At 67.6% G+C, this 22,764-nt stretch carries 15 protein-coding genes and 2 pseudogenes; 7 read left to right on the forward strand and 10 right to left on the reverse strand.

Going from position 1 to position 22,764, the window contains the following annotated elements:
* Nucleotides 1-8 precede the first annotated feature (8 nt).
* Nucleotides 9-356, reverse strand: coding sequence for a cupin domain-containing protein (locus ACOOGH_RS10010; RefSeq protein WP_420450111.1), 348 nt, complete (start codon nucleotides 354-356; stop codon nucleotides 9-11).
* 223 nt (nucleotides 357-579) lie between these two features.
* On the opposite strand from ACOOGH_RS10010, the gene ACOOGH_RS10015 reads away from it, so the two are divergent.
* Nucleotides 580-1,374, forward strand: coding sequence for a DUF4377 domain-containing protein (locus tag ACOOGH_RS10015; RefSeq protein ID WP_420448771.1), 795 nt, complete (start codon nucleotides 580-582; stop codon nucleotides 1,372-1,374).
* Between the two features lie 195 nt (nucleotides 1,375-1,569).
* On the opposite strand, the gene ACOOGH_RS10020 is transcribed toward ACOOGH_RS10015, so the two are convergent.
* The 3 genes from ACOOGH_RS10020 to ACOOGH_RS10030 are packed head-to-tail and all read right to left on the reverse strand — an operon-like array spanning nucleotide 1,570 to nucleotide 7,740.
* Nucleotides 1,570-2,802, reverse strand: a complete 1,233-nt coding sequence (locus ACOOGH_RS10020) for an IS256 family transposase (protein WP_420438216.1) — start codon at nucleotides 2,800-2,802, stop codon at nucleotides 1,570-1,572.
* A gap of 37 nt (nucleotides 2,803-2,839) precedes the next feature.
* The gene (locus ACOOGH_RS10025; protein WP_420448772.1) at nucleotides 2,840-4,138 is read right to left on the reverse strand and encodes a formylglycine-generating enzyme family protein; all 1,299 of its coding nucleotides are present in this window, start codon (nucleotides 4,136-4,138) and stop codon (nucleotides 2,840-2,842) included.
* 38 nt (nucleotides 4,139-4,176) lie between these two features.
* The gene (locus ACOOGH_RS10030; protein WP_420448773.1) at nucleotides 4,177-7,740 is read right to left on the reverse strand and encodes a DNA polymerase III subunit alpha; all 3,564 of its coding nucleotides are present in this window, start codon (nucleotides 7,738-7,740) and stop codon (nucleotides 4,177-4,179) included.
* A 190-nt stretch (nucleotides 7,741-7,930) separates the two neighbouring features.
* On the opposite strand from ACOOGH_RS10030, the gene ACOOGH_RS10035 reads away from it, so the two are divergent.
* Nucleotides 7,931-9,121, forward strand: coding sequence for a tyrosine-type recombinase/integrase (locus tag ACOOGH_RS10035; protein WP_420448774.1), 1,191 nt, complete (start codon nucleotides 7,931-7,933; stop codon nucleotides 9,119-9,121).
* A gap of 631 nt (nucleotides 9,122-9,752) precedes the next feature.
* Here the strand turns inward: ACOOGH_RS10035 and ACOOGH_RS10040 are convergent.
* The 4 genes and pseudogenes from ACOOGH_RS10040 to ACOOGH_RS10055 form a co-directional block, all read right to left on the reverse strand.
* Nucleotides 9,753-10,343, reverse strand: coding sequence for a hypothetical protein (locus ACOOGH_RS10040; RefSeq protein ID WP_420448775.1), 591 nt, complete (start codon nucleotides 10,341-10,343; stop codon nucleotides 9,753-9,755).
* Nucleotides 10,344-11,016: 673 nt separating this feature from the next.
* Nucleotides 11,017-11,406, reverse strand: a pseudogene (locus ACOOGH_RS10045) (transposase); the annotation flags it as partial.
* 139 nt (nucleotides 11,407-11,545) lie between these two features.
* Nucleotides 11,546-11,986 (reverse strand): annotated as a pseudogene (locus ACOOGH_RS10050) (choice-of-anchor V domain-containing protein); the annotation flags it as partial.
* A complete protein-coding gene (locus ACOOGH_RS10055; protein WP_420448776.1) occupies nucleotides 11,986-12,213 on the reverse strand; it encodes a hypothetical protein in 228 nt (75 codons plus the stop codon). The pseudogene ACOOGH_RS10050 and the gene ACOOGH_RS10055, both read right to left, overlap by 1 nt.
* 1,477 nt (nucleotides 12,214-13,690) lie before the next feature.
* Between ACOOGH_RS10055 and ACOOGH_RS10060 the strand changes: the two genes are divergently transcribed.
* Entirely contained in the window at nucleotides 13,691-14,734 is a 1,044-nt protein-coding gene (locus ACOOGH_RS10060) for a substrate-binding domain-containing protein (protein ID WP_420448777.1), read from the forward strand.
* A 604-nt stretch (nucleotides 14,735-15,338) separates the two neighbouring features.
* Here ACOOGH_RS10060 and ACOOGH_RS10065 read toward each other — a convergent pair.
* Together ACOOGH_RS10065 and ACOOGH_RS10070 are read right to left on the reverse strand one after the other, a co-directional pair.
* Nucleotides 15,339-16,832: a hypothetical protein gene (locus ACOOGH_RS10065; RefSeq protein WP_420448778.1), complete on the reverse strand. Its 1,494-nt coding sequence runs from the start codon at nucleotides 16,830-16,832 to the stop codon at nucleotides 15,339-15,341.
* On the reverse strand, nucleotides 16,832-19,768 hold the full coding sequence (locus ACOOGH_RS10070) for a TonB-dependent receptor domain-containing protein (protein ID WP_420448779.1): 2,937 nt from the start codon (nucleotides 19,766-19,768) through the stop codon (nucleotides 16,832-16,834). The genes ACOOGH_RS10065 and ACOOGH_RS10070 overlap by 1 nt, the downstream gene beginning before the upstream one ends.
* 287 nt (nucleotides 19,769-20,055) lie before the next feature.
* On the opposite strand from ACOOGH_RS10070, the gene ACOOGH_RS10075 reads away from it, so the two are divergent.
* The 4 genes from ACOOGH_RS10075 (at nucleotide 20,056) to ACOOGH_RS10090 (ending at nucleotide 22,706) form a co-directional block, all read left to right on the forward strand.
* Complete coding sequence (locus tag ACOOGH_RS10075; RefSeq protein ID WP_420448780.1) at nucleotides 20,056-21,516, forward strand: M66 family metalloprotease; 1,461 nt, start codon at nucleotides 20,056-20,058, stop codon at nucleotides 21,514-21,516.
* Between the two features lie 472 nt (nucleotides 21,517-21,988).
* Nucleotides 21,989-22,390 carry a helix-turn-helix transcriptional regulator gene (locus tag ACOOGH_RS10080; protein ID WP_420448781.1) on the forward strand — a complete coding sequence of 134 codons (402 nt, stop codon included), beginning with the start codon at nucleotides 21,989-21,991 and terminating at the stop codon, nucleotides 22,388-22,390.
* A gap of 2 nt (nucleotides 22,391-22,392) precedes the next feature.
* Complete coding sequence (locus ACOOGH_RS10085; RefSeq protein ID WP_420448782.1) at nucleotides 22,393-22,518, forward strand: hypothetical protein; 126 nt, start codon at nucleotides 22,393-22,395, stop codon at nucleotides 22,516-22,518.
* Nucleotides 22,518-22,706, forward strand: coding sequence for a transglutaminase-like domain-containing protein (locus tag ACOOGH_RS10090; protein ID WP_420448783.1), 189 nt, complete (start codon nucleotides 22,518-22,520; stop codon nucleotides 22,704-22,706). Before ACOOGH_RS10085 ends, ACOOGH_RS10090 begins: the two co-directional genes overlap by 1 nt.
* Nucleotides 22,707-22,764: the final 58 nt, after the last annotated feature.

Here is a 22,764-nt window from a genome sequence, read left to right on the forward strand (position 1 = left end):
GCGGCCGTTCAACCAGTCCGCCCGTACCGATCCTCGAGACGCACGAGATCGTCCAGTTCCGGCGTACTCACCTCGAGGATGACGCTGTCCTCGAGCGCTTCCATGCGGTGCACGTGCCCGGGAGGAATCGAGACCACTTCACCGGAAGCCCACTCGAACACCTCATCGTTGAGCGTGAAGCGCATGCGCCCGGACTGGAGCAGCATCGTCTCGTGTTTCACGAGGTGTTTCTGCAGCGAGAGGATGTGCCCCGCATTCACCTCGAGGATCTTCCCCGCATAGCGGTCGGTGTGGGCATACCACACCTCCCGCCCCCAGGGCTTGTCCACCACGCGAGGTTCGCCGCGGCCCGCCATCTCCTGTCCCTCGGTTTTCGCCGTGTGTCGTTCCATGATGGGACATGATACACCGGCGGCCGCCGTGACGCCGAGCCGGAATCGGGCGTGAATCAGGCGGAGCGTCCGGGAGGGAGAACCCTGGAGCGGGTGATGGGTAGATTCCTGAATTGAGCCGCCCGGGGCCTGTTCAGATGCAACGCGGGTAGAGTGGCGGCGGCGGCCGTACCGAAGGGGGACTCCAGTGCGCACCAGAAGCTTCGCTCAATTGTTCCTGCTGACCTTGGTCTTTGCGGGTTGCGACGGTTCCACGGCACCGGGCGAGCCCGAATACCTCGAGACGCTGGAGGTGACCGTTGGCCCCACGCTGGCCAAGTGCTACGGCGTGGGCCTGCGGTCATGCATGGTGGTCAACGGCAGGCTCTTCTACGACGGCATCGAAGGATTCGAGTACGAGCCCGGCTACGACTATCGCCTGCGGATCGGCAAGTACGATCCCTGGGGTGGCGGGGAACCGCCGCAGGATGCCGGCCAGTACGCGTACCGCCTGCTGGAGCAGCTTGAGAAAACCCTGGCGCCATCCACGCTCGCAACCCTGTCGGTGGGTCCGGCGCGGGTCATTTGCCACCGGAGCGACGACTTCTGCCCAGTGGTGGACGGCGCGCCGTACGACGACCTCATCACCCGCTTCGAGTACGAGGCGGGCTACCACTACATCCTCGAGGCCAACAGGTATGCCGATGGCCGGTACGTGCTGAGCGAAACCGTCTCGAGAACTGAGGCGAGGGGCACGGAAGAGGAGATCGCCATCGATCGTCACCGGGTCGAGTGCGGCGACGGCTATCCCGGGTACTGCAAGGTCGTCAATGGCGCCCCCTACCGAGGCGAGGTCGTGGGCTTCCAGCCACGGCACGAGATCAACTACCGCCTGCGCGTCGAGAGGTTCGACATGTTCCCCGAAGGCATGACCGGGTCACCAGATGTGCCGGCCCACGGCTATCGCTGGCTGGAGACGCTCGAGGCCACTTCGGGCTCCTGATCAAGGCGCCGCAGGCCCGGTACCGGTTGGGGAGGGACGCGGTCAGTTCAGCGTCCGGGCCACCCGAAACCCGTAGTAGCGCGCCCGGCTGACCGGCGTGCTGTTGGACCGGTTCGCTGAGCGGAGGAACCACGCGTTGATGTTCCACGAACCGCCGCGGGACTGTCAGATTTTCTGTGTAAATGGCCCTCGCACTCATACGGGCACTCGGCCCTCGAACACGATCGACAGGTGGTTCAGGGCGCCGGTCCAGTCCTGAACGGGCCGGGTCCAGCGCTGTGACGCCCTCTCGATCGCAAGGTACAGCACTTTCCTGACCGCCTCCGGGGTTGGGAACGCGCCGCGCTTCCTCGTCACCTTCGTGAGCTGCGCGTTCAGGGCCTCGATCGCGTTCGTCGTGTACATGACCTTGCGGATCTCGGGCGGATAATCGAAGAACGGGGTCAGGTTCGCCCAGTTCGCCCGCCACTTCCGGCTGATCATGGGGAAGCGCTCGTCCCAGCGCTGAGAAAAGGCCTCCAGCGCCGTCTCGGCCGCCTCCAGGCTCGGAGCCCTGTAGATGGCCCGCAAGTCCCTGGCGACCGCCTTGCGCTCCTTCCAGGCGACGAACCGGAGCGAGCCGCGCACCAGATGCACGATGCAGAGCTGGACCTGCGTCTTCGGGAACACCGACTCGATCGCCTCGGGAAAGCCCTTGAGGCCGTCGATCGCTGCGATCAGGATGTCCTCGACCCCCCGGTTCTTGAGTTCGGTGAGGACCGAGAGCCAGAACTTCGCCCCCTCCGCTTCGCCCACCCACAGCCCCAACAGCTCCTTGTTGCCCTCGAGCGTCAGGGCCAGGGCAAGGTAGACCGCGTGCGTCCGGACGTGGCCCCGGGAACGCACCTTCACGTGGATCGCGTCCAGATACACGATCGGGTACACCGTATCCAACGGCCGGCCCTGCCACGCCTTCACGTCCTCCAGGACCGCGTCGGTCACCGCCGAGATCAGCGACGGTGAGACCTCCACCTTGTACAGCTCCTTCAGGTGACCCTGGATCTCCCGCGTCGTCATGCCCCGCGCGTACAGCGCGATCACCTTCTCGTCGAACCCGCCCAGCCGACGCTGGCCCTTCCTGACGAACTTCGGGTCGAACGTCGAATCACGGTCCCGAGGCACCTCGATCTCGAACTCCGACGTGTCCGTCTTCACTCGCTTCCGCGTACGGCCGTTGCGCGAGTTGCCGCCGTTGCGGCCCTCTCTCGCGTGCTTCTCGTAGCCCAGGTGGTCGGTGAGCTCTCCCTCCAGCGCCCGCTCCACCACCCGCTTCGTCAGCGCCTCCAGAAGACCGCCTCCGCCCATGATCTCTTCCGGGCTGCGGCCCTCCAGCAGGCTGTCGAGAAGCTCGTCTACCTCCCGCTCCGTCGCATCCTTCTTCCTCGCCATGGTCTCCTCCCGCTTCCAGAGTCTACTCCATGGCCATTTACACAGAAATCAGCACACTCCCACCGCCGCGGAGGACGCGACGCGTGCAGTCTCCCGACTCCCTGGCACGCCCATCCGCCGGGGCGCCGGAATGGCGTTCGTTCCAGCAGTCCTGCGTCCACTCCGACACGTTACCCAGCACGTCGTACAGACCGAACGCGTTCGGTTCATACGACCCCACGGGCGCCGTGGACCTGTACCCATCGTCGCACTCACCGTTGGCCGCGCGGCGGCGGACGCCGAGAATCACTATGCGTCGTGGTCGGTTATCGGCTCCGTTCGCGTAGCGGCACCGGTCCGATACGCCCTCCCCCCAATGGCGGGCCGTCACCGTCCCCGCCCGCGCCACGTATTCCCATTCCGCCTCGCTCAACAGCCGATACCGCTGTCCCGTGTGCGCGGAGAGCCATGACACGTAGGCCTGAGCGTCCTGCCAACTCACGTTGAACACCGGACGGCGCCCCCGGCCCCACCGATAGTCGGCCGGCGTGTAACCGCAATCACCCATCCGCACGCACGCGTCCCACTCCGCGAAGGTGATTTCGTGCACACCCACGGCGAACGGGGCCCCGATCGTCACCGGGTGTTGCGGACCTTCCTGCTCGTTCCGGAACTCCTCCGACTCCGGTGAACCCATCGTGAATGTCCCCGCCGGCACGACCACCATCTGCGGACAGACCAGGCAGTCGCGGAACACCTCGAACACTCCCGGCACGTCGTCCGGCGGCAGATCCAACGGACCGGCCGTCATGCCGGCATCCCCGGAGTACCAGCCTTCCCGAAGGACGACCTCGTACCCGCTCCCGTCGTAGTACGTCGCGAAACGGCCGTTGCCGGTCGTGGCATTTTTTTCGGCCGCCTCGGCGCTCGCCCCGTACCCCACGGCGTACGCGTGGAACCTCGGGGCGTCCGGGCCGGGCGTCGGGTCGAGGCCCATCGACCCCTTGTAGCTGATGATCGCGACATGACTGTCCCCGGGGTTGGACCAGGCACACGACGTTTCCGCGTGCTCGCCGAGTTCCGGGAGCAGGGCCCTCTCGATCCGTTCTCGGGCATCGAGCGGGACGCCGACCCGGTAGACAACCGCCAGATCGATCCGGTAGACCACGGCCACACCCTCCCAGCCGAAGCGGCGGTCGGGGTCGGGAGTCCGCGGAGTTGCCTCCTCGCTCCCCACGCACACGACCGCCCCGAGCCCGGACTGAGCAGCGACCGGGAAACTCCCGGCGAGCAGCAGCAGGCCCGCTGCCGCGTAGGTGGCCGCTGCGTGGATCAGATTTCGTCGTGAAAGACTCATATCCGGTGCCTCCATGGGCGGCGGACAAGCATTAAGTCTCAATCCAGCAGATGCTTGCCAAGGCGCAGATGTTCGGGACGCTCTCGCCTGGGGCGCTCCCCAAGGATTCTACTAATGGGATAGTAGATGCGAAAGTGAGCCCTCGATGGGTGCGGGCTAGCGATAGCCTCCGCCGCGGGCTTATGACGCACGGAGTGCGCCTGTCCACATGAGGTTTCCGACGCTAACGGCAGCCTCCGCCGCGGCCCCAGCTCATGGTCGGGGGCGGATCGCGCCGTATCGCCTTCCAGATATGCGAACGGATCGGGTCCGGCGAGTCCATTGGCCACGGCGGCGATCCGGTTGGCGGCGGCGACCCGGTTCGGGGCGGAGCCCGGGCGGCCCGGCTCTGCTCGCGTGTCGGGCGACACCTCGGATGGCGTCTCGGCAGCCATCTCGACGGGGCTCTCCGCCGCGACATCGAGATCGACCGGAGCGGCGGCCGTGTCCGCTTCTCCCTCCACCGGGGGGACCGTCTCGCGGCTCAGGCGAAGTTCCGGGCTCAGGCGCAGCGGATACACGCCCTCGGCGAGCACGTTGTACGTCGCGCCGTCCTTCTGGAGCGTGCCGTCGATGTAGAGGAAGGGTTCGAGGCGGATCGCGGCGCGACACGCCTGGTACACATCGGGCTTCACGATCGCGTTGATCGGTCCGGACTCGTCCTCCATGAGGATGAAGATGTAGCCCTTGGCCGTGTGCGGGCGCTGGCGGGCCACCACGATCCCGGCCACTCGGACCTCGCTCCCGTTCGGGATGTCTGCGAAACGCGCCGAAGAGACGGTGCGCTCGGGCAGATGGTCGCCCACGAGCGCGAACGGATGGTGCTGCGAGGCGGCGAAGGAGAGGATGCGGTACTCCGCGATCATCTTCTCCATGTCGTGCGTGCCCCCGAAGCGGAGGTCGGCGTACGGGTCGTCGAGCGCGAGTTCGATCTGGCCCTGGTCCGAGCGGTCGGTGCTCCGTCGGCCTCGCACCGGCGGCGCCTCTCCGCCCAGTCCCGTGGCGCTCGTCGCGAGTTCGCGGCGGCGGCGCTCCGTCTCCGTCTCGGCCTCGGGGCCCAGCCAGAGCCCGGTCTGCCACAGCAGGTCGCGGCGCTCGATCCCCAGCGAGTCGAATCCGCCGACCCATATCAGATTTTCGATCGCATCCCGCTTGAGGGTGACCGGAGTGCGGCGCAGGAAGTCGGGCAGCGAGGCGAACGGGCCGCCGCGCGCGCGCTCGGCGACGACGAGTTCTGCCACCTCGGTCCCCAGGTCGCGGACCATGCCGAGCCCGATGCGGACATCGTCCTCCTCGGCGGTGCAGGCGACCTCGCTCGCGTTCAGGTCCGGCAGCCGCACCCCGACCCCATGCCGGCGCGCGTCGCGCCCGATCGCGTCGAGCGAGTAGAACCCCATCGGCTGGTTGTTGAACAGTCCCGTGTAGTACTCGGTCGGGTAGCGGTCGCGGAGCCAAGCGGACTGGTACGCGAGGAGCCCGAACGCCGCCGCGTGCGATTTCGGGAACCCGAACTCCGAGAAGGCGACGACCTGCTCGAACACCTTCTTCGCGGTCGGCCCGTCGACCCCCTTCCCGGCCGCGCCGTCGCGGAACGCCTCCCAGTACTCGAGCAGCGCCTCGCGCGAGCGCTTGCGGCTCATGGCGCGGCGCAGCCCCTCGGCCTGCCCGTCGCTGAACCCCGCCAGCGCCTTGCACACCTGGAGCACCTGGTCCTGGAAGATGATCACGCCCAGCGTCTCGCCGAGCGCCTCCTCGAGCAGGGGATGGTCGTAGGGGACGACGTAGCCCGGATCTTCGCGCAGCTTCTCGCGCCGCCGGACGTAGGGGTTCACCGCCCCGCCCACGATCGGACCCGGGCGCACGATCGCGACCTGGACCGCGAGGTCGGCCAGGTTCCGGGGCCGCACCCGCCGCAGCATCTGGATCTGCGCGCGGCTCTCGACCTGGAAGAGCCCCACCGTGTCTCCCGAACAGATGCGGTCGTAGATCGCCTCGTCCTCATAGTCGATGCGGGACAGATCCGGGATCTCGCCGTGGCGCACGTGGATCGTCTCCACCGCCTCCTCGACGAGCGACATCATCCCGAGCGCGAGAAAGTCGATCTTGATGAACCCCGCGTCGTCGCAGGAGTCCTTGTCCCATTGGCAGAGGACGCGGCCCTCCCACGCGGCCGGCTCGAGCGGGACGATCTCCACCAGCGGCCGGCTCGAGATGATCATCCCGCCCACGTGCTGGGAGATGTGCCTCGGGAGCCCCCTGATCTCCTCGGCCAGTTCGGCGAACACCTGCCAGATCTTCGCGTTCGCGCGCGCCTCGAGGCCGGGGATGCGCTCGAGTTCGGCCATGAACCCGTCCTCCCCCGGCTCGGCGAGCTTGGCCAGCTTCTCGATGTCTCCGGCCGGAAGGCTGAGCGCCTTCCCCAGTTCGCGTACGGTCGAGCGCGTGCGGTAGGTGGGGAAGGTGCAGACGAGCCCGACGTGGTCGTACCCGTAGCGCTCATAGACGGCGAGAATCAGCTCCTCCCGAATATCCCGCGCAAAGTCGATGTCTATATCCGGGACGCTCTGCATGGCGTCATTCAGGAAGCGGCCGAGGAAGAGGTTCGTCTGTACCGGATCCACATGGGACAGTCCGATCAGATAACAGATGATGGAGGAGACGGAAGACCCACGGCCGCGGCCGGGCGGGAGGAGCTGGCGCGGCATCGAGTCGCCCCGCACGCGGTGCGCGACCTCGCGGGCCAGTTCGAGGATGTCGTGGTAGACGAGGAAGAACCCGGCCAGTCCGTGGCGGTCGACGAGCGCGAGTTCGGTCGCGAGCCGTTCTTCGGCTTCTTTCCGGTATCTGCTTTCGGGAGGATATCGGGTCTCGAACGCCTTGCGGCACACGTGGTGGAGGACGCGCATGGCGGGGGCGAAGCCGCTCCCCTTGAAGTCGGGGAAGCGGTAACCGAGGTCGGCCGTGAGATCGAACGCCTGGCAGCGCTCGGCGATCGCCCGTGTGTTGCGGAGCGCGTCGGGCCGCGACGCGAAACGCCACGCCATCTCGCGGGGCGAGGCGAGGTGGAAGCAGGCGTTGGCGCGGCGGAGCGCGTGCGAATCGTCGATTGTCGTCCGGTTTCGGATCGCGACCATGACGTCCTGGAGACGGTGCCGGTCGGCGACGTGATAGTGGACGTTGCCCGTGGCCACGACCGGGATGCGGAGCCGGTCGGCCAGCGCCCCCAGCGCCCGGCCCCGTGCGAGGTCGCCGTGCACCGCGTTGTTCTGCAGTTCGACGAAAAGGTTGTCCGGGCCGAACGCGTCGCGCAGACGGCCCGTCAGCCGCTCGGCCTCGTCCGTCCCCCGCTCGAGCGCCGCGAGGAGCGGACTCCGGCGACACCCGGTGAGGAGGATGAGCCCCTCGGCACGCGCGAGGAGCGCGTCCAGGTCGAGCCGCGGCTCCCCGCGCGGACTCTCCATGTGCGCCCGCGTGATGAGCCGGCACAGGTTTGCGTACCCATGCGCGTTCTCCGCCAACACCGTGACGTGACAGTCGCCCGTTTCCGCTACCCGTTCCGCCATCCCGCGGCCCCCGGACGTTCCCGCGGGGCTGTATTTCAAGCAACGCTCGTTTCGTACAGCAGGGTCCCATGCTGTCCATAACCGACTTGATTCTATTACGTTGTCGCGACGTACGAGCATTCTCCTTGTCCCATACCGGCTGACTCCATCTCCTTGCATCCACCATCATGTGGTGTGTATAATGGTTGGTATGGCGCTCCCGAGACGACCCCCGAAGCGCAAGCCGCGCGGCCGACATCCCCACAACGCGCTCTCGTCGGCCTTCGTCCGCAACGTGCGCGAGGCCGGACGGTACTGCGACGGGAACGGTCTGTACCTCGATGTCCGCACCTCCGGGAGCCGGGGCTGGATCCAGCGCCTCACGATCCGGGGCCGCCGCACCGAGCTCGGGCTCGGCGGATACCCCCTTGTTTCGCTGAAGGAGGCCCGGGAGAAGGCGTTCGCGAACCGGAAGCTGGCCCGCGAGGGCGGCGATCCGCTCTCCGAGAGGCGGCGGGCCGAGTCGATGCCCACGTTTGCGGAGACGGCCCACAAGGTCTGGAAGCAACTCAGGCCGGGCTGGCGCTCGAACCGGCACGCGCAGGTCTGGCTGAACAGCCTGGAGCGCCACGTGTTCCCCCGCATCGGCGAGATGCCGGTGTCGGAGGTGACGAGCGCAGACGTGATCGGGATCCTGGCTCCCATGTGGCACGAGAAGCCGGCCTTGTCGAGGAAGCTGCGCCAGCGGATGCGCGCGGTCATGGAGTGGTCCGTGGCCATGGGTCTCAGGCCGGACAACCCGTGTGACCGGATCGGCGCGGTGCTCGGAGTGCAGGGGAACCGCACGCAACACCTTCAGGCGCTGCCGCACGGCGAGGTTGCGTCGGCGATCCGGACGGTACGGGCGGCCAAGGGGCGGCCGGTCGTGAAGCTGGCCTTCGAGTTCCTCGTGCTGACGGCGGCGCGCTCCAGCGAGGTCCGCGGGGCCGTGTGGAGGGAGGTCGACGGGGACGGGGCGGTGTGGACCATCCCCGCCCCGCGCACGAAAGGAAACCGGGAGCACCGGGTTCCGCTCAGCTGCCGCGCGCTTAAGATCCTCGAGGAGGCGCGCGGGCTCGGCCGGGGACGCGCGCTCGTGTTTCAGGGCGTACGCGGAGGACCGCTGGGGCGCACGGCGATCTGGCATCTTCTCAAAGCCTGCAAGATCGAGGCCGTGCCGCACGGGTTCCGGTCGAGCTTCCGGGACTGGGCGGCCGAGGAGACGGATCATCCGCGCGAGGTGGCCGAGGCGGCGCTCGCGCACAAGGTCCGCAATCAGGTCGAGGCGGCCTACCGGCGCACAGACCTGTTCGAGCGGCGGCGCCGACTCATGGACGACTGGTCGGCCTATCTCGCCGGTTGAGAGCCGCTCATCGCACCTTCCTCCCCGAAGCGCGTTCCGCAGAAAGAGGCCGGGTGAACGGAGGTCGGGCCGCCGATCCCCTGCGCCCCCTCCGCGGCGCGCGGTGGCCTTCCCGCGAGGGATTGCTGGAGAGGGAGCGACCCGCCGGGGAGGGTGGCACGGGCCTGCACATGCCGAACCTTCCCGATGCCGCACCGGGCATCCCGAGGGGGCGGGTCGCTCCCGTCCACGGCCCGGAGAGCCGGATCGGCGCCGGCGATCCGCGTGCCGTGGTCCAACCCCCAAGCCGTCCGGCAGCTTGCGGAACCCGCGTTCCGCACACGAGAGCGCCCTCTTCCCCGCACAAGCACACCGATGTCGAATTCACACCTCCGGATCGGTAACGGGCTCCGCCGGACCGGGACATTTTCGATGCCGAACAACCGGGACATTTTCCGTGCCGGTTCACAGGCTCGAACACCGTGCCGAATAGCCGTCGATCAAATCCCCCGGGGAGGGTCGATTCCGAACCGATCCTTCATCTCGACGAGCCGGTGGGGGGCAGCCTTGAATGCCGCCGAGTTCCCGTGCAGTCGCCTCGTCCATGCCCGGAATGGCCGCGGCACACGACTCGATCTCGACCGACTGCCGCTCAGCGTCGGCACCGGTGATCCATGCCGTCCGCGTCGAGCGTCTCGCGGTCGCCCGTCGAGCCCGAGCGCGATCCCAATGCGGTCGTCGCCAGATCCCGTCCCCGAGGGCTGAGTTTGTACAGCGTGGCTCCGCCGCGGTCCGCGGGCCGGGCCAAGCCCGCGCCCACGAGAGAATCGATCGCTAGCGCGGTCCTCTTCGCTCCGCACCCGAGCAACCGCCGCACGGCGACCGGACCGAACGGCGAGCCGTCGGCGAACGCGACCAGCACCCGCTTGGCGTCCTCCGTCACGATCGTCCGCGCCAGCCCTGAGCGGCGCGTCCGGGCGTCGGAGCCCCCTCTCTCGCCGGCGAGCCTAACGGCCTCATCCGCCGCTTCGGCGACCGTGCGGAACCCCGGTCCCGACCGGTCGGCGCCCGTCGAGACCTTCCGGGAGGAGGGCACCACGTACCACCGGTCCGCGCGATCGTCCTCGCCGCCCATGTAGTGGCCGCGCTCGATCCGGTACCCCGCCACCTCAGCCCGGAACCGGTGCGCCCGCAGTATGACGCCTGCATCGAACTCGTTCATCGGCTGTACCCCCGCGTTCAACAGAGCGTCCCGGAGGAAGCCGGGTCAATGCCACGTTGTGGATCGCGGCCTCCGGGCGTCAGCCCCCGGCCGGCCAAGGAGACGAATCTCCCTTGTGGGGGGGCGGCTGATGCTGCGCTGGTGGCCCCCGTCGAACAGGGTCGCGGCCGCGTACGGCGCACCGCCAAATCTCGCGTGGAGACGCCGGTTCCCGGGCGACCGCGCAGCCCATCCGGCGGGCGACGGACAACCCCTCGTCCGACGCTCCGGACGCTGCCCCGAAAGGCGCTTCCGAGGATCGTCGCAGGGCTGGCTTGGAGCACCGCTACGGTGCCTAAGCCAGCCCACGCAGTGTTGAACACTGCGGCTGGCGAGGGGGATGCTCCGCCCCCCTTCGACCCCCTGGCCTTTCGCACCGCTCGCGCGGCAGCGGACGAGCGCGGGAACTCCGCGCCTCGAACCCCGTGGCCGACACGCTCGACTTCGAGAGAAAGTACAGGTCGGCCGTGATCGCGTGGGCACCGGAAGACAAGCCCAGCGACGAGCAGATCGAAGCCGTCCTCGACGAGTTCGAGAAGACGGCGTGGGCCGGATTGGAGCAGGACCGGTACGCGTGGGCGGCGGTCCTGCTCCGGAAGCGCGGCGGCGGCGTACACGGGGACTGTCAGAATTTCTGTGTAAATGGCCCTCGCACTCATACGGGCACTCGGCCCTCGAACACGATCGACAGGTGGTTCAGGGCGCCGGTCCAGTCCTGAACGGGCCGGGTCCAGCGCTGTGACGCCCTCTCGATCGCAAGGTACAGCACTTTCCTGACCGCCTCCGGGGTTGGGAACGCGCCGCGCTTCCTCGTCACCTTCGTGAGCTGCGCGTTCAGGGCCTCGATCGCGTTCGTCGTGTACATGACCTTGCGGATCTCGGGCGGATAATCGAAGAACGGGGTCAGGTTCGCCCAGTTCGCCCGCCACTTCCGGCTGATCATGGGGAAGCGCTCGTCCCAGCGCTGAGAAAAGGCCTCCAGCGCCGTCTCGGCCGTCTCCAGGCTCGGAGCCCGGTAGATGGCCCGCAAGTCCCTGGCGACCGCCTTGCGCTCCTTCCAGCGGCTGGCTCCTCCAGCGGCACGGGTACCTGACCCCGGCCCGTGCCCGCGAGAAGCTCACCCGCCGGGCGGCCTGATGGTTAAGCCGTCCCTCTGTCCAGAAAACCGAGACCACTACAGCGGCGAGATGGAGCACGACCGGCGCGTCCGCGTCGGGAGCCCGCCATTCGAAGGGCCACTCTGCGACGCCGTCCGCCGGCGCAGAGCCGGCGCGCGTGTGCTGGACGTATTCCGGGTCCCTGTCCTCCCCGCGCACGACGGTGACCCGGTCGTCGAGTGACCGGACCTGACCAGCCCCCGCGCCGCGCCGGTCCCCATCTGTGAAGCGGAACGACCCTTGGAAGCCGGCCACGAGCATGTCGAAGCTCTCGAACCGGATCGTTACCGGGTGGCGCTGACCGGGGCGGTAACCGTCGTCGAGGCCGAACACTTCGAGCGTGGCGCCCGGTTCGTTGAGCGGGGCGCCGATGTGACAAGTGGCGCAGGTCGGTTCCCCGAAACCCCCGGTGCCCAGCGCGATGAGGCCCGCGGCGCAGAGCGCGGCCGCGGGCCCCGGGAGGGACATCAGCGCGAGCGCGGCGACACCACCGCCCGGCCGACCGTGTTCACGTCGGCCCCGAACCAGATCGAGTCCGTAGCCGGATCGTAGTACATGTGCCGGATCGTGCCGCCGCCGCTCGGCACGTCGAGCGTGCCCACGAACTCCTCCGAGTCCGTGTCGAAGCCGACGAACCGGTTCGGCTGGATTCCCGTCTCGACGAGCCACACGACATCGTACTTGTCGATCGCCACGCCGTACGGCCGCGACTCCTCGCCCGCCGGCAGGTGCTGACGCCCACCGCGTTCTTTTCCCGCGGCCTGCTCAGCCCGTGCTTGGCCGCAGACAGCGATGCGACCGAAACCCGGTCGCGGATGACGCCGTAGGAGTTGAGGCTGCCTTGTCCCGAAGTCGGATCCCGCGATTCGGCGAGTTGCGGGCGAAGCGCGCTCGGCAGCGACCTCGGCGCTCCGGTTTACGGCCTCGCCGGAGTGTGAAATCGATGCGAGGAGTGGATGCACAGTTCGGGTCTACAACGATTCACACGGCCACCGCTCTAGCTGCCATTGCGCCCGAGGCAACGTCCCGCCACCACGCGGGCAGAGTAGCAGGCTTCTGGTCGCGGTGGGCACCAAGCGTCGGTCGAGTCGCTTCGCCGGGGCTTCGCTAACCAATGAGCGGCGGACAACTTAGAGCCGTACTGAAGCGCGCAAACGACATGGGGGGCCAATGCGCACTTCGTACCTCCGACGATGCGCACCCGACCTCCCGTCCATCCGCTGGCGCGGCAACGTCTTTCGGCATCGCCGCCCGTTCGCCCGTGGCGCACGGGCCGCTTGAGCCATGACGGTAGAAACCCGGCAGTCCGAGGACCTGCTACGGGTTCGGGGGCAGGTGTGTTTGCGCACCCCTGTCCCCGAACCCCTCGGGTCGCTACCGAACCAGCGATCCCTTGCGGGAAGGCCGTCCAGCCCCCGTTCCGGGACTTGTCTGCACCCGAGCACCGAACCCGTCGCCTCTGGGAACGCCGTCGGGGCTCAGAAGGAAATGTACCCGCCCATCTGGAAGAGCACGATGTTCGTATCGTCGGACCCGTCTCCGACGTGGAGGATGACGCGCGCAACGCCGGGCGAACGACCCAACCGGAACGTCCGAGGAGGACCGACGCGCCGATCCGGTTGGCGGACCCGGCGATGTCGGCGCACCGGTAGTACTCCACCATCCCGTACAGAGACACCGGCCCGGCGACGCGCCCGCTGATGCCGACGTAGTGCCCGGGACACGCGACGCTGTTTGCCGCCGACGATCCCGGCTTCGAGAACGAAACGGCTCGGCACTTCCCGCGCTTCATCCGTTTCCTGCGCCTGAACCTGCGAAGGCAGCAGGGCCAGACAAACCAGCAACGGCTTCCGCATGTCGATGCTCCTCCCGCCGGTTCAAGTACTCTGGAGGTCGCCATTCCCTCCGGCGGGTACATTCCGCTCCCACCCACTAGGAATGCTCGCCGCACTCGGCTTCGTTGACAAGCGGTATCCTCGGAGGAGAGCGGGTATCGACCCGTCCCGGTGTTCCGTGCGAACTCCGGGAGCCGGTCGGCGAGTCGCGGCGCTTCCCGATTCTCGACTTCCGGGCCATGATTCGTGGTGCTTGCGGACGGGCAGATCCGAAAGCTGTTCGCCCTCCTCAGGCGGCCAGGGCCGCGAAGCTGTTGTCCCCAATCGTGAGAATCGAATGGAATCCACAAAGGGTTTGTTCGGAGGGGCGCGATGGATCTGCGGACTGTTGGTGCCGCTGGTTGCCGGATGCGTCACGGGACCCGACGAGGTGGAACCGGTTGTCGGCCTGATCACCAAGACCGAAGACAATCCGTTCTTCGTGACGATGAGGGAGGGCGCAATCGAGCGAGCCGGTGAACTCGGCGTCGAAGTGCGCGCCTTCGCGGGGAGATTCGACGGGGATACAGACGCTCAGATTCGGGCCATCGAGAATCTCTTGGCCACGGACGCGAAGGGGATTCTGATCACGCCTTCCGATCCCGTGGCGCTGCTGGACGCGGTCGGTCGGGCGAGACGGGCCGGCGTGCTCGTCATCGCGCTCGACACGCCCTTCGATCCGGCGGACGCGGTGGACGGAACGTTCGCCACCGACAACTTCCGGGCCGGGGAGTTGATCGGCATGTGGGCTCGGGGCAGGCTGGGTGCTTCTGCCGCTGACGCGAGGATCGCAACGCTGGACGGCGCGGGCACGCAGGTCACGGTCGAGGTCCTGCGCAACCAAGGCTTCCTCAATGGCTTCGGCATCGACATCCGGGACCCGAACAGGATGTACGACGAAGACGATCCCCGCATCGTGGGGAACGCCGCGACCATGGGCACCGAGGAAGGCGGGTGGGCCGCCATGGAGCGCCTGATGCGGGACGATCCGGCGATCAACGTGGTGTACGCGATCAATGAACCGGCCGCCGCCGGAGCCTCCGCGGCGCTCCAGGGGCTGGACATACAGGACGATGTTCTCATCGTCACCATCGACGGCGGCTGTCCGGGCGTCCGCAGCGTGGCGGTTGGCGAGATCGGGGCCACGTCGATGCAGTATCCTCAGAGCATGGCCTCCCTCGGAATCGAAGCCGTTGCCGACTTCCTAACGACTGGCACAAGGCCGGAGAACACGCCGAGCCTGGACTTCCACGACACGGGCGTGACCCTGATAACCGACGAACCCGTTCCGGGCATCCCGTCCATCGGCGCGGAACAGGGGTTGAACGAATGCTGGGGATGACCGCCGACATGGCGGACTCCAGAAGCCATTGCAGTATGCCTTCCTGCAAGGACTGCTGGACCGGGAGCGACCCGAGGTTGGGGTGGGTGACAGTGCACATCCCATCCTTCGCCGTGGCGTGTGAGGCATGCCGAACACAGGGTCGCTCCCATCAACGGCCCCCAAGGCCCGGATCGGTATCGACGATTCGGGCGCCGTGGTGCAACCGCAAGGTGGCCAGCGACATGCGGAACCGGCGGGGTGTCCGGCGACACGGCGGAATCCGTGCACAAGCACCCCAACCTTCAATGCACAGCCGTGGACCGGCACCGGGCGTCCCGCACCGGCCGCCCCAAGGCCGAAATGCGAGTCCACTTCTTGCCTGCCGGGAATTGGACATGGCCGCCCTCGACCGGCGAAGTTGGGGGCATGGCCGCCAAGACACTTCAAGAAGCGGAGGCTCTCCCAACGTGATCCCCGGCGAGGTTCATAGCGAAGTGGCACGCGTCGGAGCTAAAGGAGCGCTCCGCCGCCCAGGAGCACTGCATCGACCTGTGCCGACTGCTCGGAGAACCGACCCCGGCCGAGGCCGATCCCACGGGCGACCATTACTGCTTCGAGCGGGCTAGTGGCTGAACGGCGACGCGTTGCTGTCCACGAGCACCTTGTTCATGTCCACGTGGATGGTCACGCGCGTTTCGATGAGCGGCACTCCCGGATCGCCCCCGTTGTATAGCGCGCGCGGCGTGTAGATGTCCATCGCGTAGCGCGGGTCCTGCGGAACATGCCCGGGAACGACGGGGAGGGTGCCGGGATCTCCCTCGTCGATGTTGTCGTTCTGGTCGATCTCGCGCAGCATCATCGGAAGCTTGATCCCCAGATCGGCGAGTCGGCGCCCCTCGAGGAAGAGGATCTCCTGGCGCGCCAGCCAGAGCGAGTGCCAGAGCTCGTCGGCGCTGGAAAGAGCCGCTACGCTGTCGGCACTCAGAGACGTTGCGGACACGCCGGGAATCGAAAGCCCCTCGCCCGGGCGGTCGAGCACGAGGCCGGCCCGGAAGGGGCTGTCGGCATCGGCTCTGACCATGATGTTCGAACTCCTCGGCCGCAGGCTCAGATCCGCGTTGCGGCGCTCGTCGATCTCATCGAAGAATACGGTGCCTCGCTCGCCCGCGAGCCTGACCGCGCTCGCGAGGCGCGTCCGCGCGCCGGCCATGTCGTCGGCGGCCAACGCGATTTCGGCCAGAATCAGGTGCATCTCCTCGGCCTTGGCGACCGGGATCGCGGAATCTCGCTCCGTGTACTTGGGATCGAGGAAGTCGAGCCGCGGCAGTGGCTGCATGTCCTGCAGCGCGCGCAGGACCAGGAAGGTCACAGGCGCGTTGGTGAGGAGCTGTTCGTCATAGGAGGGCGCGAAGAGGAAGTCGGACGCCGAACTCAGCACGGCGTTCGCCGCCGCGGCCGCGGCTCCCGCATCGCCGAGCAGGCGATGGGCCCGGGCCAGAGCCGCGTCGGCTTGCGGCCCGAAATCCGCGCCCGCCTCCAGGTCGCCGATTGCTTTGGCGAGTGCGGTCTCGGAAGGTTGCGGAGTCCCATCCTCCTCGTGGGGGGCGTACGAGAAGACCTCGCCCATCGTGAGGAAGGCCATGCCGCGGTAGTAGCGGGCTTCGGCGATCAGAGCCGGCGGAGCCCCCGGGTCGTTGGGAGCGATCTCGTCGATGACGAAGTCGGCTAGGGCGCGGAGTTCCTGGACGTTCCAATATACGCCGGTGACGCTGGTCCCCGTCGAATTCACGTAGTCCGGCGTAACCCGGCGCGGTTCGTCCAGGTCCACGGGAATCCCCGTTCCGTGGATCGAGTAGTTGTCGGTTATGACCTCCGCGACCACGTAGGCGTTGATCATCCTGGCGAACTGCGCCCTCAGGCCGGGGAGCAGCGCCTCGGTGAGATCCGCGGCCTCCGCCAAGTCCGCGTCGGTGGTCCTCGGGTTGTTGACCCGGGTGGGGTCGACGGCCTCGCAGCCGACGGTCGCGAGGACGAGACCCGCTCCGAAGGCGAATCGGGCGGGACGACCCGCGGCCGACAGCTTCTTGTCGATCGTCTTCCTTCTCCCCGGTCGCACTACAGCACAACTTCGATGCCGAACCTGAACGTCCGGTTCGGGGGAAGCGTGATGCTGCTCTCGCTCCCCAGCCGGAGACCGTCGCCGCTCAGCCCGTTGAGTTCCCCGTCGATCATCTGGTTCCTGGACCAGATCCACAGGTTGCGGCCATTGATGTAAAGCGTTGCGCGGCTGGCCTTGAGGGCCCCGGCCACGCTCTCGGGCAGCACGTACCGCAGCGAGACCTCCCGGAGCTTGAAGAAATCTCCGTCGTAGAGAAACGCCGACCTGGCCGCACTCTGGCTGTATTTTCCGCGCACCGTGCCGTCGGCGCGATACTGTGTGGGGAACGCGTAGGCACAGCCCTCGTCGGTGCCGCAGCGCACGGACTCGCGGCGGTAGATGCCGTTGAAGGTCGCCCACACGGAACCGTAGTCGAAAACGTCGTGGCCGCCGGCGCCGTCGGCCAGCGCGCTAAGGGTGAGGTCGTTCCCGATCGAGATCGTCGTGTTGACCCCGCCGCTCCTGTCGGGCACGGGAAAGGTACCCGTGAACCTGCGCTCGGACCCGTCCGGGAGCCCGTCTCCGTTGGTGTCGACCGGCGTGGTGAGATACCAGGCGCCCACTGGACCGCCACGGCAGGGGCCCTCGCTGCGGTCGCTCGGATCCCAGCAACCCGTGACGCGCTTCTGGTCGCCTTCGGCGCTGAAATCCGAGATCCCTCCCATGTCGGTGACTTCGTTGTGGTTGTAGTTGAAGGTCCCGCCGATGCTCCACGCCACGGCCTGGGTGTTGAGCAGTTGCAGGTTCAGCGAGACCTCCACGCCTCGGTTCAGGATCTCTCCCACGTTCTCCTGCTGCGTGCCTTGGCCGGTCACGGGCTGGCGCGGCACGCGGAAGAGCGCGTCCGTCGTGCGCGCCCCGTACACGGTGAAATCCAGACCGATCCTGTTGTTCAGGAGCGCCGCATCGATGCCGGCCTCGACTGTGGCGGTCCGTTCCGGGCGCAGGTCCGGGTTGCCGGGATTGTCGAATCTGGGCGCCGACTCCCCGCGGAACGAAGTGGCCGTGAAGGTACGGTCCTTGAGGAAGGCGCCAGGGAATCTCCCGGTCTGCCCGTAGGCGCCGCGAATCTTCAACTCGTCCACCAACGGGAGGCCGATGTCCTCGGACAGGATGTATGACCCGGTGGCCTTCGGATAGAACTCCGTGTCGATGTTGTCGCCGAAGCTGGATCCGCCGTCGATCCGGAAGCCTCCACCGATGTAGAGCTTGTCCCACAGGCTCAGTCTTTCCTCGACGTACACCCCGCCGTTGAACACCTCGGAATTGGCCTCGCCGGCGGTGATGACCGCCGCGGAGCCGAAGTCGGCGTTACCGGGGAGCGCGAAGGTGCGTCCGCGACCCCAGATGACGCTCTCGTCTTCCCGAAAGCCCTGCACGCCGACAGTGAGCGATGAACCGAAGGAGCCGTCCCCGCTCCGCCAGGCATGAGTCGCACCGGCATCGAGCGACACGGACGTGAAGGAACGGTCCCAGCGAGCAAGTTGCCCGGTGGGTTCCCCCGGCGTGAAACCGATGGGATCGAACTGGCGCTGCTGGTTGTTTCGGCTATCGGTGCCCAGCGTGATCTTCGCGGTCAGGTCGTCCCGGATGTTCCACCGGGCTCCGGCCGAAAGGATGAAGCGATTGACCCACTCGTCGATTTCGGGCATCAGGAAGATGTCCAGCGCGTCCTCAAGCGTGGACGCCCCGGAGAAGAACAGTGCGTCTCCGACCTCGAAGGTGGTCAGCGGATCTTCGATGGACGCGCCGTTGTACAAACGCTCGAAGTTGTGCCGCACATAGCTGCCGGAGAACTCCAGAGTGAAGTTGTCGGCCGGGGATGCCTGCAGGCCGCCACGGAGGTTGTAGTTGGTGCTGGCGTCCCTGGGTTGCGTACCCGTTCGATCTTCCAGGCGGCCACTGACGCTGTAGGTGACCTCGGCCGTTCCGCCCGACACGCCCAGATAGTAGTTCTGGACGTGGCCCTCCTTGAAATACAGGTCCCGCATGAAGGTCTCGGCGATTTCTCCCGACTCCACCCGCTCCGGGAAGATCAGGCCCATGTCGAAGATGTACTTGAGCTCGGGCATCTCGATCCCCTGCTCGAAACGGGCGGTGATCCGCGGCGCACCCGGCGTTCCCTTCCGGGTGAAGATCTGGATCACGCCCGTGGCCGCATCGGACCCGAACAGCGTTGATGCCGCACCGCCCCTCGTCACTTCGATCCGCTCGATGTCGCTCGTCAAGAGGTCCGCGAGCGCCGACGACTGCTCGCCACCGGTACCGGCCGACGTGGACTGGTCGTTGTCCACCCGCACCCCGTCCACGTAGATGACCGGGGTCTGCGCGCCGAACACCGACGAGATGCCGCGGAAGTTGATCAGCGAAGCGGTCCCCGGGTTCGCCGAGGTGGCGTTCACCGTGCCGCCGGCGACCCGGCCCTGGAGCACCTGGTCGATGGATTGGACCGGGGCCAGTTCAAAGTCCTCGGCGCTGAGTACCGTGACAGAGGCGCCCAGCGCGCGGCGCTCAGTTTCGGCGCCCACCCCCGTGACGACGATCTCGTTCAGCGAGATGGCCGTCATGGCCATTTCGATCTCGACGCGGGTCGTCTCTCCGGCGGTTAAGGTGATGGTTCTTTCCGTCTCGGCATAGCCGATCAGGGTGACCCGCAGTATCTGCTTCCCCGCGGGAACGTTCTGCAGGAGGAAGCTGCCGGACGAGTTCGTCAGTTGCCCGATGCCGGCCCCCACGACGAGGACCTGGGCGTCGCTCAGCGGCCGCTGAGATGCGCGGTCGAGCACCTGCCCCCCGATGGCGCCAGCTTGGGCTTGAGCCGGTACGGCCGCGACCGCAAACGCCAGAATCGCGGCGACACCGAGTATGCCGCTCACCCGCCGGCTGGAGTGCATTCGTTCCGGCCTCCCGGTCTCACGGACTCGCCTCGCTGCAGACCGGCGAGGCGGCCTCTGCTGCGGCCTCCCGTGGCTAGTGAAAATCCCAAGGCATCTCCCGTTGCAGGACTACTCGGTCGGTGCGGCGGCCAAGACCAGCCGATACGTAACAGCCGCATCGCTGCGCAACGGAACTTCATCGACAGGGTCATCATTCCCTGGAGTTGCCCTCCTTGACAACAACCTCAAGGGTCACCCGGGGTGCCTATGCGGTCAAGAGTTCCCTCGAGCCGCGAGCCCCCGCCGTGGAAGCTTATCTCACCCAACCGATTCAATCGCACGACTTCGCGGTGCCGCTGGTGGCGGAGGAGGAGGCGTTGCTGCGGGTGTTCGTGATGGCTGACTCCGGAGCGGTCGCGTCGATGCCGCCGGTCCGGGCGATCTTCTACCGGGGCGAGACCGAGACGCATTCGGTCCTGATCGACGGGAGTTCGCAACCGGTCCCCTGGGAGATGGCCGAGGGAGACTTGGAACGGACGGCGAACGCCGTGGTGCCGGCCCGCGTCATCGTGCCCGGCACGGAGATGGTGGTCGAGGTGGACCCGAACGGCACGCTGGACCCGTCGCTTGGAATCGGCGGGCGGATTCCGGCGGAAGGCCGCATGGCGCTCGACATCCGCGCCATGCCGCCCTTCAACGTCACGGCCGTGCCGTTCCTGTGGCAGGAGAAGCCCGACTCATCGGGGCTCAAGGCCGTGGACGGACTCACGGCGGAGCACGAGGCGTTCTACGAGACCCGCGAGTGGCTGCCCGTCGCCGACATGAACGTCGCGGTGCGCGAGGCGGTGTTCGTGGATTACGACCCGAAGGAGAACATGGACCGGGTGCTGGACGATCTCCAACTGCTGTACGCGGCCGATGCCGCGTCCGGCTACTACATGGGCGTGCCACCGTGGATCGACGGGGGCGTCTTGGGCATTGCGTACGTGAACAGCCACCTGAGCGTATCGCGCTTCGAGGGCCACACCGTCGCGCACGAGTTCGGGCACAACCTGTCGCTGAGTCATTCTCCATGCGGCGGCCCCGAAGGCGTCGATGGGAGATACCCCCACACCAACGGACGGATCGGGGCCTGGGGATACGACCGGCTGCAAGGCACGCTCGTAGATCCAGATGCCACCGACATCATGACGTATTGCCGCGCCAACGACTGGATCAGCGACTACACCTACAAGAAGGCGCTCCAATACCGGAATCCGGGCACCGCGGCGGCCGCGGCGCGGAGTCCTCAGCGGACCCTGGTGGTGCGCGGCGGCGTTGAAGAGGGCCGCTTGCGGATCGAGCCCGCGTTCGTGCTGGACGCGCCGCCCGCGTTGCCCGAGCGAGCCGGGCCCTACCGGCTGGTCGGCTCTGACGACCGTGGCGGCGAGTTGTTCGCGCTCCGGTTCGCCATGAACGAGGTCGCCGACACCGAGACCCCCGGCGCCGCCGGCTTCCTCTTCGCAATCCCGGTCGGGGACGACTGGGCCGGGGCGCTCTCGTCGATCACGCTCGCCGGTCCGGAAGGATCCGTCGCGCTCGAGGCCGGGGACACGTCGCGGCCGGCGACGACGCTGGTGCTGGACTCGGCGAGCCGCCGGATCGTGGCGATTCTACGGGAGTCGCCGGAAGCCCAAGTCGCGGCCGACGGCGCCGGCGTGCTCCCTCCCTCGACCACGCCCCTCGTGAGCAGCGGGATCCCGAGCCCCCGGGACTGGCGGCCATAAAGGACGGACGCGCGGGCCGATGGACAACAGCCGGGCGAAGAGTAGGGAATTTCAGACCGTTGACGCCGTCCCGAATGGTCCCTCAAGCGTTCAGGCATGGAGACGCTGGAAGAGTAATTCAGATTGCGGGTTGGCGCGTTTATCGGGCGTTCGGGACTGAGCCCGACGGCGTTCGGCAGGAAGGCGCTGGGCGACCCGAGCCTGATGCGGCAACTCGACCGTGGTCGCTCGCCATCGCTGAGGACGGCGGACCGGATTCTGGCGTTCATCTCGGAGCGGGATGGGGCATCGGGCGGTGGACGCGATCCGCCTCGACGCCCGTGACACCGGAGACCGACGAGAACGTGGACAACAGCGAGGAGGATCTGGACCATGACCAAGAACCCGAATCAGCAGAGGACGAAACCGCCAATCCGCTTCCTGCGGCTGCCCGAGGTGCTGGAGCGCACCGGTCTGTCGCGGAGCGCTATCCATGTACGGGCTGGCCGCGGGGTGCTTCCCCCAGCCGGTGTCGCTGGGCGGACGCGCCGTGGGCTGGATCGAGGCCGAGGTGGACGAATGGGTCCGCGAGCAGATCGCCGAGAGCCGGTTCGAAGGTGGGCGGGCCGGTGAGCGCGGCGAGGCCGTGCGCCGGGTGGCGGAAGCCCACCCGATTCCGATGATGCGGCGCGTCTTGCGGCGGTCGGGAGACAGCCGGTCAGACGGGTCTACGGCCGGTGAGCCAGCCGCAGTGTTGAACACTGCGGCTGGCGAGGGGGTGGCTCCGCCCCCCTTGACCCCCCGGCCTGACGCAACGCTGCACGAGGAGCAGGCACGCGGGGGCACCGCCCGCGTTCCCCCCGTGTTGGCGCATCGCGATGGCGAAGCCACGTAGCCGTGTACCGGGCGCTGAGCCAGTCCCCGCCCGAGGCGCCGGCTGCGGCCCAGGAGGACGAGGACGAAGCTTTCCTCATCGCGGATGCGTACACGTTGACGGGCGGTCTCACCGAGGACACGTTGTGATGGCTTCGATCCTCAGGGATTGGGGGATCCCGGCCCGTTACGTATCCGGCTACCTTGGGCCGGGTCACGGGGACGACGGTGGCGTTACGACCGGCGAAAGCCACGCGTGGGTCGAGAGCTGGCTCCCCGGGGTGGGGTGGATCGGTTTCGATCCGACCAACGATACACAGTGTGATGACGTCACATAAGGGTCGCGGTGGGCCGCGATTATGCCGACGTTCCGCCCACGCGCGGCGTCTTCCGGGG

Origin of the sequence: Candidatus Palauibacter sp., assembly GCF_965213655.1 — a bacterium.
Taxonomy (GTDB): Bacteria; Gemmatimonadota; Gemmatimonadetes; order Palauibacterales; family Palauibacteraceae; genus Palauibacter.